Here is a 13,352-nt window from a genome sequence, read left to right on the forward strand (position 1 = left end):
CGCGGATGGGTGGCCGGGTGCGCCGACCCCGGCCAGCGCACCACATCGGCGGTCTCGTCGCGCGGCGAGCGGCGCGGCTGCGGCGCGTCGACGGCGCGTCGATCGTGCGTCGGTGGCGCACGGCAGGATGGCGGCGTGCACGTCGTCCTGACCCGAGAGCCCGGCGGCACGGTCCGCGTGCACGACGGTACGCAGCGCGCCGTGCCCGCCGCGGACCTCCCCGCGCTCGTGGCGGATGCGGAGGGCGAGGCGCGCGGCGGTGCGGTCGTGCCGCGCTGGACCTGGGACGACACGAACCGCTGGTACCTCGGCCTGCTCCGGGCGGGCGTCCGCGTGGAGCGGTCGCACGACCTGCGGCTCGTGCACCGCATCCTGCGGCACTCCACGGCCGCCGAGGGCTCGGAGCTCGCGACGGCGACCGTCGGCGCGTGGGACGCGATGCCCCCGACGCCGGCGGGCGCGGCGCCGCCGGTGGGCGCCCGCCGTGTGCCGCAGGGCGAGGCGCTCTTCGACCTCGCCGCGCCCGCGCCGTCGGCCCCGGCCCCGCAGGGCGCCGGGGCGGTCGACCCGGTGGCGGAGCTGCGGCGGCAGGAGGACGCGGTGCGCGGCTCGTCGGCGCCGCGGCGCCTGCGGCTGCTCGCGGCGGGCGAGTCGGCGGGCGCGCTGGTCGCTGCCGAGATGCACCACGCCGGGCTGCCGTGGCGCGCGGACGTGCACGACGCGATCCTCACCGAGGCGCTCGGCCCCCGGCCGCCCGAGGGGCAGCGTCCCGCGCGGCTCGAGGAGCTCGCGCGACAGATCCGCACGGCCCTCGACGCTCCGCCGTCGCTCAACCCCGACTCGCACCCCGACCTGCTCAAGGCGATGCAGTACGCCGGCGTCGGGACGCGCAGCCTGCGCAAGTGGGAGCTGGAGAAGCTCGACCACCCCGTCGTCGCGCCGCTGCTGGAGTACAAGAACCTCTACCGCCTGCTCACGGCCAACGGCTGGCACTGGCTCGACGAGTGGGTGACCGACGGCCGGTTCCGCACCGAGTACGTGGTGGGCGGCGTGGTGACCGGCCGCTGGGCGTCCACCGGCGGCGGGGCGCTGCAGCTGCCGAAGGGCGTGCGCCGGGCGGTGGTCGCCGACCCGGGCTGGAGCCTCGTCGTGGCGGACGTCGCGCAGCTCGAGCCGCGCGTCCTGGCGGGCATGGCCGGCGACGAGGCCATGGCGACGGCGGGCCGCGCCGGCGACCTCTACGCCGGGATCGTCGCGTCCGGGGCCGTGCCCACCCGGGAGCTGGCCAAGGTGGGCATGCTCGGCGCGATGTACGGCGGCACCACCGGGGCGAGCGCGCAGGTGCTGCCGCGGCTGGGACGGGAGTACCCGCGGGCGATCGCGCTGGTGGAGGAGGCCGCGCGCACGGGGGAGCGCGGTGGCGTGGTGACGACGTGGCTCGGCCGGTCGTCCCCGGCCCCGGGCTCCGCGTGGGACGAGGCGCAGGCGGGCGCGTTCGCCGACGACGCGGGGGCTGATGCCGCGGCGCGCGCCCGGTCCGCCACCCGGTCGTGGGGCCGGTTCACCCGCAACTTCGTGGTGCAGGGCACCGCGGCGGAGTGGGCGCTGTGCTGGCTCGCGTCGATACGTCGCCGGCTCTGGGCGCTCGGGGTCGCGGACGGCGTGCGTGCGGGCCTGGCGCCCGCCCCGTTCGCCGACCGCCCGCACCTCGCGTTCTTCCTGCACGACGAGGTGGTGGTGCACGCACCGCGCGAGCTCGCCGACGTGGTGGCCGCCGAGGTGCGCGCGGCCGGCGACGAGGCGGGCCGCCTGCTGTTCGGGGACTTCCCGGTCGACTTCCCGCTCACCGTCGCGGCGGTCGACTCCTACGCCGACGCCAAGTGACCTGCCCCGGCTTTAGGGTCGGGCCATGACCACCGGCACCGGAGACCCCACAGCACCGCGCATCCTCGCGAACCCCCCGAGGCTGCACGACGTCGTCGCCGCCCTCGAGGACCTCTACCCGCCGTCGACGGCGGAGGGCTGGGACGCCGTCGGCCTGGTGGTGGGCGACCCCGCGGCGCCGGTGCGCAAGATACTGTTCGCCGTCGACCCGGTCGCCGCGGTGGTCGACGAGGCGATCGCCTGGGGCGCGGACCTGCTCGTCACGCACCACCCGCTGTTCCTGCGGCCCGTGCACTCGGTCGCGGCGACGACGTTCAAGGGCGACGTCGTGCACCGGCTCCTGCGCGCGGGCTGCGGCCTGTACGTCGCGCACACGAACGCCGACGCCGCCCCGCGCGGCGTCGCGGACGCGCTCGCCGACCTCGTCGGCATCACGGACCGGAGCCCGCTCGTCGTGGGGGACGACGGCGACGGCGTGGATTCCGGTGCGGTCCGCGGGATCGGGCGGGTCGGCCGGCTCGCCGCGCCGACGACGCTGGGCGTGTTCGCCGAGCGCGTCGCGGCCGTGCTGCCGGCGACGGCGCAGGGCGTGCGCGTCGCCGGCGACCTCGACGCGCGGGTCGCGACCGCCGCCGTCGTGGGCGGCTCGGGGGACTCGCTGTTCGACGCCGTCCGCGCGGCCGCCGTCGACGTGTACGTGACCGCCGACCTGCGCCACCACCCCGCCTCGGAGCTGCGGGAGCGGGCGGACTTCGAGGCGGGGGCCGACGCCGCGGCGACGCCGTTCCTCGTGGACGTGGCCCACTTCGCGAGCGAGTGGCCGTGGCTCGCGTACGCCGCCGAGGACGTCGTCGCGCGGCTCGGAGAGCGGGCCGGAGGGGGGACCGGGGACGGTTCCGGAGAAGGTACGGTGACCACGAGGGTGAGCACGATCGGCACCGACCCGTGGACCGCGCGGGTGGCGAGCACCGTGCGCGAGACCGACCGCCCCACCAGCTGAATCACTGCGAGAGGACCCGCCCGTGGCCACTGCACCCCCCGAGGACCAGCGCCGACTGCTCGAGGTCCAGGCCCTCGACACCCGGCTGCAGCAGCTCGTCCACCAGCGCCGCAACCACCCGGCGCTGGCGACCATCGCGGAGCTCGACGGCCGCATCGGCGACCTGCACACCTCGCTCGTCGACTCGCGCACGGCCGTGGCCGACCTGGAGCGCGAGCTCGCCAAGGCGGAGTCCGACGTCGCCCAGGTGCGCACGCGCGCCGAGCGGGACCAGCAGAAGCTCGACTCCGGTGCACTGTCGGCGAAGGACTCCCAGGCCGTGGTGAGCGAGCTCGAGTCGCTCGCCCGCCGCCAGTCGGTGCTCGAGGACGCGGAGATCGAGGTCATGGAGCGCCTGGAGGCGCACCAGGGCTCGCTGGCCGAGGTGGAGTCGGCGCACGCCGAGCTCGAGGCGGCGAAGGCGAAGGCCACCGCCGAGCGCGACGAGGCCTGGGCCGAGATCAACGCGACCGGGTCGAAGGTCAAGGCGGAGCGCGAGGCGACCGCGGCCGGGCTCGACGCCGGCCTGCTCGCCCTGTACGACAAGCTGCGCGCTCAGCTCGGCGGCGTCGGCGCCGCGGCGCTGCGCGGGGGCCGGTGCGAGGGCTGCCGCCTCGACCTCAACCCGCGTGACCTCGCCGCCGCGAAGGCGGCGGCGCCTGAGCAGGTCGTGCGCTGCGAGGAGTGCGGCCGCATCCTCGTGCGCCTGGCGGACGACGGCGCCGCGGCCTGATGGCCCGACCGTCCGGAGCGAGCCCGGCGGCCGGGGCGGGCCTGCGCACCGTCGTGCTCGTGCGGCACGGCGTGACCGAGCTGACCGAGGCGCGCGCCTACTCGGGCGGCGGCGTCCCGGGGCCGCCGCTGACCTCGCGGGGTCGCGTCCAGGCGGCCCGCGCCGCGGACGCGGTCTTCCGGCTCGGCAAGGACCTGTGGCCGGACCTGCCGCGCGCCGGCACCCTCGTCGCCTCGCCCCTGGTGCGCACGCTCGAGACCGCGGCGGCGGTCGGGCGCCGCACCGGCCAGCACGTGCGCCCGGACGACAGGTTCGCCGAGTGCGTGTTCGGCGACTGGGAGGGCCTCACGCCCGACGCGATCGCCGACGGCTGGCCCGACGAGTTCGCCGCCTGGTCGACGACGGGCACCGACCGGGCGCCCGGCGGCGAGTCGTACGCCGACGTGGGCGAGCGGGCATGGGCCGGGCTGCGGGACGTCGTCGCCGCGACGGAGCCGGGCGCGGCGAGCGTCGTCGTCGCGCACACCGTGACGATCCGCGCCCTGGCCGGGCGGTCGCTCGAGGCGCCGGCGTCGTCGTGGCGGCTGCTGCGCGTGCCGCCCTGCTCGCTGACCGTGCTGCGCTTCGGACTCGGGGACGACGGCGAGCCCGCGCTCGCGGAGGTCACCGCCGCGGGCTTCCCGACCGACGTCTGACGGCTAGCGCTTCGGCGGCTTGGGCGGCAGCGCGAGCGCGAGGTCGACGCCGCGGGCCACCCACGCGTGCAGCGCGTCGTCGTCGGAGGTGACCGACGCCGGTGCCCCGACCATGCCGCGCATGACGCGCTCGCCCATGCGCAGCTCGTGCCCGCCGTCCGCCAGCGCGGCGTCGTAGCCGTCCGTGCCGACGTGCACCATGAGCTCGTCGCCGCCCACGCCGACGGCCATGTGGGTGTTCACCATGAAGGCGACGCCGCCGAACATCCGCCGCTCGACGACGTCGGCGCGCTCGGCGACGACATCGCGGACGCGGGCGGCGAGCACCTCGTCGTAGGCCATGCGGCCAGTGTGCGCCGGGTGTGCGGCGTCCCGCCCGTCAGGCGATGACGACCTCGAGGGTGCGCGGTCCGCGGCGGGTGGCGGCGTCGTGCAACGTCGCCTCGATCATCCGGTACGACAGGCCCGTCCCGACCTCCGTGCCGATGACCTCGCCGTCGAGCTCGCGGGCGGCGTCGAGCAGCTCGGCGGCGGTGGTCGGTGCGGCGCCGGAGCGGCGCAGCAGGTGGCCCGTGAGCACGCCGCGCGTGTGCTTGGCGTTGTGCGAGACGACGGCCCGCTTCCCGTCCGTCTCCCGCACGACGCGGACGGTCACCCAGTCCGCGGCCGCGTCGCCCGTGGTGGCGGGCTTCCATGCGGCGAGGTACGCGGCGGAGCGGCAGTCGACGACGACGTCGCCCGCGGCGCGGGCGTCGAGGGCCGCGGACAGGTGCGGCCGCCACGCGGTGGCGAGCTTGCCGACGCCGGGCAGGTCGACGCCCATGGACAGGCGGTACGCGGGGATGCGGTCGGCGGGGGAGACGGCGCCCCACAGGCCCGAGAAGACGCGGACGTCGTCGGCGGCGCGGCGGGCCGCGGCGTCGGGCAGGTCTGCGAGGCCGGCCGCGGCGTAGAGGACGCCGGTGTAGACGCGGGCGGCGGGCGCCGTCGGCGCGGCCTTGAGCTCGGTGTTGCGGGCGACCTCGGCGCCGAGCGACGCGCCGACGCCGAGCACCTCGGTCGCGTCCGGCCTCGCGCTCGCCGCGGCGAGCGCGTCGAGCACGGCCAGCCGCTGCCCGGTGAGCGGCTCGGCCCCCGTGAGCCCGGCGAGGTCGACGGGGGAGGCGCCGTCGGGCGCGGGCGTCTTGCCCTCGGAGGGCGGGAGGCAGATCAGCACCCGGACACCCTACGGTCGGGTCTCGACGCGCGGACCCCCGGTGACAGTGCCGTCGGTCACCGCTAGCGTCGTCGGGCATGGTCCAGGTGAAGATCTACGGCAACCGACGGGTGTGGGGTCAGCGGCGCGCGGAGGTCTCCGACGCGCTGCACGCGGCGCTGGTCGGGGCCTGGCGGATCCCCGAGGACAAGCGGTTCCACCGGTTCCTGCTGCTCGACGACGGCGACCTCGTCGCCCCGCGCTCCGACGACTACCTGATGATCGAGATCGTCGCCTTCACCGGCCGTACGCGCGAGGCAAAGCGGGAGCTGATCCGCCGCGTCTACGACGACGTCGCGCCCGCCCTGGGTGTCGCGGCGGACGACGTCGAGCTCGTCGTGATCGAGTCGCCCGCCGAGAGCTGGGGCATCCGCGGCCGGTCGGGCGACGAGCTGTCCCTGAGCTACAAGGTCGACGTGTGACCGTACCGACGTGGGCGTCCGACCGGCTCGAGCGCGCATAGACTGTGCCACGCGGACGAGTCGGTCGGACGGTCGCGTCGGCGGTGCCCTCGGGTGCCGTCGCCGAGGAACGTCCGGGCTCCGAAGGGCGAGGTGGTGGCTAACGGCCACCCGGGGTGACCCGCGGGACAGTGCCACAGAAAACAGACCGCCGTCGCCGGGCGACCGGCGGCGGTCAGGGTGAAACGGTGGTGTAAGAGACCACCAGCGCGGCCGGTGACGGTCGTGGCTCGGTAAACCCCACCTGGAGCAAGGTCAGACAGGGAGCGTTCGAGGGTTGCCCGCCCGATGCTCCCGGGTAGACCGCTCGAGCCCTGCGGCAACGCAGGGCCTAGATGGATGACCGTCGCCCGCGCCCGGGTAACCGGGCGCGGGAACAGAACCCGGCGTACAGACCGGCTCGTCCGCACTCATCTGCTCGCGGCCAGCACGGCCGCGAGGCCGTCCCGCAGGTCCGCGACGAAGTCGTCGGGGACCTCCAGCGACGGGAAGTGCCCCCCGCGCTCGGGCTCGTTCCACCGGACGATGCGCCGGTAGCGCTGCTCCGCCCAGGCGCGCGGGGTGCGCGACTCGATGTCGCCGGGATACATGGTGAGAGCGGACGGGACGTCCACCCGCAGCTCGGGGTCCAGCGAGCCGGGGCTCTCGGCGTAGATGCGGGCCGCCGACGCGCCGGTGCGGGTCAGCCAGTACAGGGTGACGTCGTCGAGGATCCGGTCCCGCGAGATCGTCTCGAACGGGCTGTCCTCGGTGTCGGACCACTCGGCGAACTTGTCGAGGAGCCAGGCGAGCAGGCCGACCGGCGAGTCGACGAGCGAGTAGCCGATGGTCTGCGGCCGGGTCGCCTGCTGCGTCGCGTACGCCCGGTGGTGGAGCCAGAAGTCACGGGTCTCCTCGGCGCGCCGGCGCTCCTCCGCCGTCAGACCGTCCGTCGTCATCCCGGGCGGTGGGAGGGCGAGCGTGGTGTGGATGCCGAGCACGTGCGCGGGGAACCTTCCGCCGAGCACCGCGGTGACGTTGCCGCCCCAGTCGCCGCCGTGGGCGAGGAACTCGTCGTAGCCGAGCCGTCCCATCAGCTCCACCCACGCGGCCGCGGTCTTCTCGACGCCCCATCCGGTGACGGCCGGGCGGTCGCTGTAGCCGAAACCGGGCAGCGACGGGACGACGACGTGGAACGCCGGTACGCCGGGGTCCGTCGGATCGGCCACCTCGTCCACCACGTCGACGAACTCGGCGACGCTGCCCGGCCAGCCGTGCGTCAGGATCAGCGGCGTGGCGTCCGCGCGCGGGGACCGGCGGTGCAGGAAGTGGATGCCCAGGCCGTCGACGGTCGTGCGGAACTGACCGATCTCCTCGAGGCGCCGCTCGAACGCCCGCCAGTCGTACCCGGTGCGCCAGTGGTCGACGACGTCCACGAGGTCGGCCAGGGGGACCCCCTGGTCCCACCGGCGCCTGTCGGGGCCGGGGCGGCGGACCGTCTCGGGCTCCGGCAGCCGTGCCGCGGCGAGCCGCGCGCGCAGGTCGTCGAGGTCGGCGTCGGTCGCGCGGGACTCGAACGCCTGGACGTCGCCGGACGGGTGTGGCATGGGGGCTCCCGGTGGTCGCGAAGTCGGCTCCGCCGTCGGGAGCCGACCTCACGGTTCTACCAAGCGGCCCTGACACGCCGGGGGGACCGCCCCCCGGCGCGTCCGCCCGCGGTCCCGCGTCAGGCCGTGGCCCGTTCGGTCCCTTGCGCGTGCTCGAGCGCCCAGGCGAGGGCGTGGTCGGCGACCTGCTCCCAGCCCGGCGCGGCGCAGGTCCAGTGGTCCCGGCCCTCGAACTCGTAGTACTCGGTGACGGCCGGCGACTTCTCCCAGTGCTTGGCGTTCGACCGGTTCACGGATGGCGGCATGATGTGGTCGAGCTCGCCGGCGATGAACAGCAGCGGTGCGCGGTCGGTGCTGAAGTCCACCCAGGTCTCCTGGTGTCCGGGCTTGAAGTTGGCGATGAGGCCGTAGTCCCAGACCCACCGCCCGGGGGCGGGGATCGCGTAGCGCTCCCACACCGCGCGGGACTCCTCCTCGGTGAGGGTGTTGGTGAACGCGTAGTGGAACTCCTCGGGGGTGAACCCGACGGCGCGGTGCCGGTTCGCGGGGTTCTTCAGCGCGGGGAAGAGCGACCGCGCCTGCGAGGCCGGGTTGACCCGGACGCCCTCGGTCGGGGCGGAGTCGATCACGACGCCGGCAGCGCCGAGCCCGCGGGCGAGGAGGATCTGGGTGAGGGCGCCCCCGAAGGAGTGGCCCATGATGATCGGCGGGCGGTCCAGGCCCTCGATGACGGCGGCGAGGTGCTCGACGGTCTCGGGGACGGTCAGGTCGGCGATGACCTCCGGGCTCTCGCGGAGGGCCTCGACCTCGATCTCGAACCCGGGGTAGGCGGGCGTCACGACGGTCAGGCCCTTCTGCTGGTAGTGCTGGACCCAGCCCTCCCAGCTCCGGGGTGTCATCCACAGTCCGTGGACGAGGACGACGGTGTCGGGCGTGCTGCTCGCGGTCGCGTCGCTCGTGTCGCTGATGTCAGTCATGGGTGGTGCCCTCTCAGGAGTCGATGAACGCCAGCAGGTCCGCGTGCAGCCGGTCGCGGTCGGTGTCGGGCAGGGCGTGGCCGCTGCCCGGATAGGTCAGGAGGCGGGCGTCGGCGATGAGCTCGACCGACCGCCTGCCTCCGACGTCGTAGGGCACGATCTGGTCGTCGTCGCCGTGGATCACGAGGGCTGGGACGTCGATCTTGGCCAGGTCGGGCCGGAAGTCCGTCGCGGAGAACGCCGCGATGCACTCGTACGCCGCGCGGTGCCCACAGGCCATGCTCTGGAGCCAGAAGGCGTCGCGGAAGCCCTGGTCGACGTCGCCGCGGCGGTTGTGTCCGAAGAACGGCCCGTCGGCCAGGTCCCGGTAGAGCTGCGACCGGTCAGCGCGCTCGCCGGCGCGGATCTGGTCGAACACCTCCATCGGCAGCCCGTCCGGGTTGTCGTCGGTCCGCACCATGAGGGGCGGGACGGCGGACACCAGGACGACGCGGGCCACCCGGTCGGTGCCGTGCCGCGAGACGTACCGCACGACCTCGCCGCCGCCGGTGGAGTGACCGACCAGGGTGAGGTCGCGCAGGTCGAGCGCGTCGACCAGGCACGCCAGGTCGTCGGCATAGGTGTCCATCTCGTTGCCGTCCCAGGTGCGGCTCGACCGTCCGTGCCCCCGCCGGTCGTGCGCGATGGCGCGGTGGCCGTGCTCGGCGAGGAACAGGGCTGCGGACGCCCAGGCGTCCGAGTTGAGGGGCCAGCCGTGGCTGAGGAGGACGGGCGTCCCCTCGGTGCCCCAGTCGGTGTAGTAGATCTCGGCACCGTCGTCGGCGGTGATGTAGGGCACGGTGGGCCTCCCTGGCGCTGATCGGGACGAGTTGCTCCGAGGGTGCCCGCCATCCGACCTGCCCGGACCACGTGGTTCGCGTAGTCCGTGGCACGGGCCTTAGGGGGCGATGGGGTCGAAACGCTCGGAGAGCTGTCGCCGGGACGTGACGCCGAGCTTCTGGAAGACCTTTCTCAGGTGGTAGTCGACGGTGTGGGGGCTGAGGAAGAGGCGGGCCGCGATCTCGGCATTGGTCCGTCCGGCCGCGGCCATCGTGGCGACGGCCCGTTCCTGCGTCGTCAGGTCCTGGCCGGACCTGGGTGCCGGTGCGCCCGCGGTGCCGCCGGCCGCGTCGAGCTCGGCGCGGATCCGGCCCTGGAAGACGGCTGCACCGCTGCGGTCGGCGTGGTCCAGGGCGAGGTGGAGGTGCGCTGCGGCGTCCCGCCGTCGTCGGGCCCGTCGGAGCCACTCGCCGTAGACGAGGTGGGAGCGTGCGAGCTCGACGGTCGCGCAGGTGCTCGACAGCGCGTCGACCGACGCCGCGTAGTGGGACTCGTCGTCGTCGGAGCCGGCGAGGGCGAGGGCGCGCTCCGCGAGTCCGCGGCACCATGCGGAGCCGTTCGCCCTCGCGCGGGCGTCGAGCGCCTCGGCAGCGCGTGCCGCGTCCTCGTGCCGACCGCTCCGCACGGCCGCCTCGGCGTAGTCGGCGAAGTGGAGCGGGGTGGCCTGCAGGAACGGGTCCTCGACGAGAGGGTGGAGCCGCGCGAAGGCCCGCTCGTAGCGGCGCTCGGCGAGGTTGCGGACCGCGAGGGCCGCGGTGGCCGACGCCTCGACGCCGCCCCACCCGGCCGCGGCGGCGCCCTGCCCGACGGCCTCCACGGCCTCTTCCGGGCTGCCGCTCCAGGCCATGACGGCGGCGTTGACGACGTTCTCGCCGTCGTAGCCCATCGCACGGCGGACCTCGCGGACCGTCGCGTCGAAGGAGAGGGCGCGGCTCACGGTGCCCCCCATGAGCTCCGACAGCGCGCCGACCCAGAGCAGGGTGTCGAGCGCCTGCAGGGCGCCCCCGTCCCGCGCGGCGCGCATCGCCCGTTCCAGCCCCGCCCGGCGGCCGGCGTCGTCCCACAGGAAGGCGCCGAGCGCCGCGATCAGGGTGCCCCGGTGGACCAGGTCCCGGTCCGGCAGGGCGAGGATCGCGTCGAAGGCCCCGCGCGCCGGACGGACGGCGCGATCGTACGGCTCGAGGATCAGCGCGGCGACCCCCCGCAGGATCACGGAGGCAGGACCGGGCGTCGCCGCCCCTGCGGCGATCCGGCGCCCCAGCGTCGGGACGTCGACCCCCACCAGGAGCCGGTCCGCGCTGCTGCACCGTTCGAAGGCCTGCACGAGCGCGCGCTGCTCCCGCGTGACGTCGTGGCCGTGGAACTCGTCGGCTGCCCGGAGCTGATCGGAGGTCGACGACCGCACGCCGTCGGGATCGGAGACGAACAAGGCGGCAGCGCTGCGGACGAGGATGGCCCGGCCTCGCGTCACCCGGTCGAGGCCCGCCTCCCGGACGTCCGAGAGCAGGCGCACGGCGACGTCGGCGGCCCCCGCCTCCAGGGCCGCCTCGGCGGCGCCGACCAGCCGCTCGCCGCGCACCGGACCGGACGGCGTGAGCTCGGCCGCGCGGGCGAGGATGCTGGCGCGCGACGACGAACCGCCACGCTGTGCCGCGAGGTCCGCCGCACGCACGAGGCGTTCCGCGACGGTCTCGTCGGTCCCGCTCGCCGCGCGCGAGGCGTGCCACGCCTCGGTCTCGACGAGGCCGAGCTTCGCGGCGGCCTCGGCCAGCGCGCCGTGGACCCTCCGGCGCTCGGCGCGGGACGCCGACCCGTACACCGCGGAGCGGACGAGAGGGTGCCGGAACCCCACCGTCGGTTCGAGGTGCACGAGGCCGGCCGTCTCCGCGTCCTCCCGGCGTGCGGCATCGATGGCGAGGGCGGCGCCGGCGGTCTCGAGCAGTTCCAGGTCGCCGGTGGAGTCGGTCGCGGCGAGCAGGAGCCAGCGCTGCGAGGCCGGTGGCAGGTGCATCACGCGGCGCAGGTAGTGGGCCTCCAGGTGCTGCCCCACGGGCACGGGTTCGGGGCCGAGACCGAGGTCGGTCATCTCCCGGAGCAGAGGATCGGCCGCCAGGTCGACCAGGGCCAGCGGGTTGCCCTCCGTCGCGCGGACGATCGCGGCGGTGGCCGTCGGGGTGAACGGCCCCGCCGCGGACCGGTTCAGCAGCGCCGCGGCCGGCTCGGGCGACAACCCCGCGAGCGCGAGGACCGGCACCCCGCGCAGCACCGCGTCCAGCTCGCGCTCCTCGCGCCCGGCGAGCACGAGCGCCAGGCGCTCGGCGCCGAGGCGGCGCGCGACGAACGCGAACGCCTCGAGGCTCTCGCGGTCGAGGAGGTGCGCGTCGTCGACGGTGCAGAGCAGCCCGGCCCGGGTGCTTGCGGCGGCGAGCAGGCTGAGCACGCCGAGGCCGACCAGGAACCGGTCCGGCGGGGGCCCGTCGGCGGCGCCGGAGGCCACCTGGAGGCTCAGGCGTTGCCGCTCGGGGATCTCGGCCAGGTGCTCCCGCAGCACGCCGGTGAGGCGCTCGACCGCCGCGTACGGCATGGACGACTCGGACTCGTAGCCGTCGAGGCGCAGGACCCGTGTCCCGGCGCCCGGCGCGGCGTCACGGAGCAGGGTCGTCTTCCCGACGCCGGGCTCACCGAGGACCAGGAGCGCGCTGCCGTGCCCGTTGCGGGCCGCGCCGACCACCTCGGCGACCCTTCGCTGTTCGCTCTCGCGGCCGAGCAGGCCGCCGGTGCCGTGCACGAGCCACACGATAGGGAAGCGCTCCCACGCCTGCGCGGCCGAGCGCGAAGATCACCCGCACCGGGCCCTGCCGCGCCGCGGGGACGGCGCAGGCAGGGCCCGGACAGGGGCGGGGACGACGCCGGGGTGGCTACCTCGCGGCCGCCTTGATGACCCGCAGGACCTGGAGGGGATGGCTGATCATCACCGAGTGCGAGGCGCGGATCTCGACCGTCGTCGCGCCGGCGCGCTGCGCCATGGCACGCTCCGCCTCCGGGGGGATGATGCGGTCGTCCTTCGCCACGATGTACCAGCTCGGGACGGACCTCCACGCGGGCTCGCCGGACGGCTCGACCAACGACGCGAGGGCCCCCGGTCGCTGGGCGCCGGCCATCGTCTCGGCGAGCCGTCGCGGAAGGTCCTGGGCGAACAGCCGCGGGTACCACTCGGGGTCGATGTACGCGTCGGCGTTCCCCTCCCCGGCACCCGGGAAGGGCCGCAGCACGAGGTGGTCGATCACGTCGGTGTGGCCCCCGCCGAGCGCGTTCGCCGCGGCGACGGACTCGCCCTCGTCGAGCGCGTAGCCGGCCACGTACACGAGCGACTTCACCTGGTCGTTCCCGGTCGCGGCGTTCGTGATGACCGCACCGCCGTACGAGTGGCCCACCAGGACGATCGGGCCGTCCACGGTCGAGAGGAACTGCCGCAGGTACTCCGCGTCGTGCTCGACGCCGCGCAACGGGTTCGAGAACGACAGGACCGGGTAGCCGTCGTCCAGCAGCCGTTCGGCGACGACGGTCCAGCCGCTCGAGTCGGCGAACGCCCCGTGGACCAGGACGACGGTGGGTCTGGGGGCGGTCGGGCGGCCTTCCGCGACTGCCGCGGGCGCGGCCGAGGGGCCGGCCGACGCCGTGAGCGGAGCCAGACCGAGAACGGCGACGAGCACCGTGATCAGGGCCGCGACGACGCGGCGTGACCGGATCGCCAGCGAGGACTGCTCAGACATGGCATCTCCTTCGACGAGTTCAGGGGATCCCAGCCTCCGGGGCAAGGAGGTGTCGCGGACCACGCGCGGC

Annotated in this window: 12 protein-coding genes and 1 other RNA gene; 6 read left to right on the forward strand and 7 right to left on the reverse strand. The window is 75.4% G+C overall.

The genetic code is table 11. The features are described from left to right. The first annotated feature begins 135 nt into the window (after positions 1-135). Genes ACFQ8T_RS03320 through ACFQ8T_RS03335 form a run of 4 tightly spaced genes read left to right on the forward strand, consistent with a single transcriptional unit; the run spans position 136 to position 4,351 of the window. Positions 136-1,884, forward strand: a complete 1,749-nt coding sequence (locus ACFQ8T_RS03320; RefSeq protein ID WP_430545143.1) for a bifunctional 3'-5' exonuclease/DNA polymerase — start codon at positions 136-138, stop codon at positions 1,882-1,884. A gap of 25 nt (positions 1,885-1,909) precedes the next feature. After that, the gene (locus ACFQ8T_RS03325) at positions 1,910-2,884 is read left to right on the forward strand and encodes a Nif3-like dinuclear metal center hexameric protein (protein ID WP_430545144.1); all 975 of its coding nucleotides are present in this window, start codon (positions 1,910-1,912) and stop codon (positions 2,882-2,884) included. Positions 2,885-2,906: 22 nt separating this feature from the next. Then, complete coding sequence (locus ACFQ8T_RS03330) at positions 2,907-3,656, forward strand: zinc ribbon domain-containing protein (protein ID WP_430545145.1); 750 nt, start codon at positions 2,907-2,909, stop codon at positions 3,654-3,656. After that, positions 3,656-4,351, forward strand: coding sequence for a histidine phosphatase family protein (locus ACFQ8T_RS03335; protein WP_430545146.1), 696 nt, complete (start codon positions 3,656-3,658; stop codon positions 4,349-4,351). Before ACFQ8T_RS03330 ends, ACFQ8T_RS03335 begins: the two co-directional genes overlap by 1 nt. 3 nt (positions 4,352-4,354) lie before the next feature. On the opposite strand, the gene ACFQ8T_RS03340 is transcribed toward ACFQ8T_RS03335, so the two are convergent. Together ACFQ8T_RS03340 and ACFQ8T_RS03345 are read right to left on the reverse strand one after the other, a co-directional pair. Continuing rightward, positions 4,355-4,693: a TfoX/Sxy family protein gene (locus ACFQ8T_RS03340; RefSeq protein WP_430545147.1), complete on the reverse strand. Its 339-nt coding sequence runs from the start codon at positions 4,691-4,693 to the stop codon at positions 4,355-4,357. Positions 4,694-4,730: 37 nt separating this feature from the next. Further along, positions 4,731-5,567: a YaaA family protein gene (locus ACFQ8T_RS03345; protein ID WP_430545148.1), complete on the reverse strand. Its 837-nt coding sequence runs from the start codon at positions 5,565-5,567 to the stop codon at positions 4,731-4,733. A 77-nt stretch (positions 5,568-5,644) separates the two neighbouring features. Between ACFQ8T_RS03345 and ACFQ8T_RS03350 the strand changes: the two genes are divergently transcribed. Beyond that, the gene (locus tag ACFQ8T_RS03350; RefSeq protein ID WP_430545149.1) at positions 5,645-6,028 is read left to right on the forward strand and encodes a tautomerase family protein; all 384 of its coding nucleotides are present in this window, start codon (positions 5,645-5,647) and stop codon (positions 6,026-6,028) included. A gap of 56 nt (positions 6,029-6,084) precedes the next feature. After that, positions 6,085-6,474, forward strand: an RNA gene (rnpB, locus tag ACFQ8T_RS03355) — RNase P RNA component class A. A 3-nt stretch (positions 6,475-6,477) separates the two neighbouring features. Here the strand turns inward: rnpB and ACFQ8T_RS03360 are convergent. From ACFQ8T_RS03360 to ACFQ8T_RS03380, 5 genes are all read right to left on the reverse strand, one after another. Next, positions 6,478-7,653, reverse strand: coding sequence for an epoxide hydrolase (locus tag ACFQ8T_RS03360; RefSeq protein ID WP_430545150.1), 1,176 nt, complete (start codon positions 7,651-7,653; stop codon positions 6,478-6,480). Positions 7,654-7,772: 119 nt separating this feature from the next. Next, positions 7,773-8,630, reverse strand: coding sequence for an alpha/beta hydrolase (locus ACFQ8T_RS03365; protein WP_430545151.1), 858 nt, complete (start codon positions 8,628-8,630; stop codon positions 7,773-7,775). A gap of 13 nt (positions 8,631-8,643) precedes the next feature. Beyond that, complete coding sequence (locus ACFQ8T_RS03370) at positions 8,644-9,468, reverse strand: alpha/beta fold hydrolase (protein ID WP_430545152.1); 825 nt, start codon at positions 9,466-9,468, stop codon at positions 8,644-8,646. 99 nt (positions 9,469-9,567) lie between these two features. Then, complete coding sequence (locus tag ACFQ8T_RS03375) at positions 9,568-12,297, reverse strand: LuxR C-terminal-related transcriptional regulator (RefSeq protein WP_430545153.1); 2,730 nt, start codon at positions 12,295-12,297, stop codon at positions 9,568-9,570. A gap of 130 nt (positions 12,298-12,427) precedes the next feature. Next, positions 12,428-13,282 (reverse strand): alpha/beta fold hydrolase, encoded by an 855-nt coding sequence (locus ACFQ8T_RS03380; RefSeq protein ID WP_430545154.1) that lies wholly within the window; start codon positions 13,280-13,282, stop codon positions 12,428-12,430. Between the last annotated feature and the right edge of the window lie 70 nt (positions 13,283-13,352).

It is taken from the genome of Isoptericola sp. NPDC056618 (genome assembly GCF_042792715.1).
GTDB classification, from domain to species: Bacteria; Actinomycetota; Actinomycetes; order Actinomycetales; family Cellulomonadaceae; genus Isoptericola; species Isoptericola nanjingensis.

Coding starts and splice junctions, on each gene's coding strand:
- ACFQ8T_RS03325 (WP_430545144.1), top strand. CDS start 1,910: ATGACCACCGGCACCGGAGACCCCACAGCACCGCGCATCCTCGCGAAC.
- ACFQ8T_RS03335 (WP_430545146.1), top strand. CDS start 3,656: ATGGCCCGACCGTCCGGAGCGAGCCCGGCGGCCGGGGCGGGCCTGCGC.
- ACFQ8T_RS03340 (WP_430545147.1), bottom strand. CDS start 4,693: ATGGCCTACGACGAGGTGCTCGCCGCCCGCGTCCGCGATGTCGTCGCC.
- ACFQ8T_RS03350 (WP_430545149.1), top strand. CDS start 5,645: ATGGTCCAGGTGAAGATCTACGGCAACCGACGGGTGTGGGGTCAGCGG.
- ACFQ8T_RS03360 (WP_430545150.1), bottom strand. CDS start 7,653: ATGCCACACCCGTCCGGCGACGTCCAGGCGTTCGAGTCCCGCGCGACC.
- ACFQ8T_RS03365 (WP_430545151.1), bottom strand. CDS start 8,630: ATGACTGACATCAGCGACACGAGCGACGCGACCGCGAGCAGCACGCCC.
- ACFQ8T_RS03380 (WP_430545154.1), bottom strand. CDS start 13,282: ATGTCTGAGCAGTCCTCGCTGGCGATCCGGTCACGCCGCGTCGTCGCG.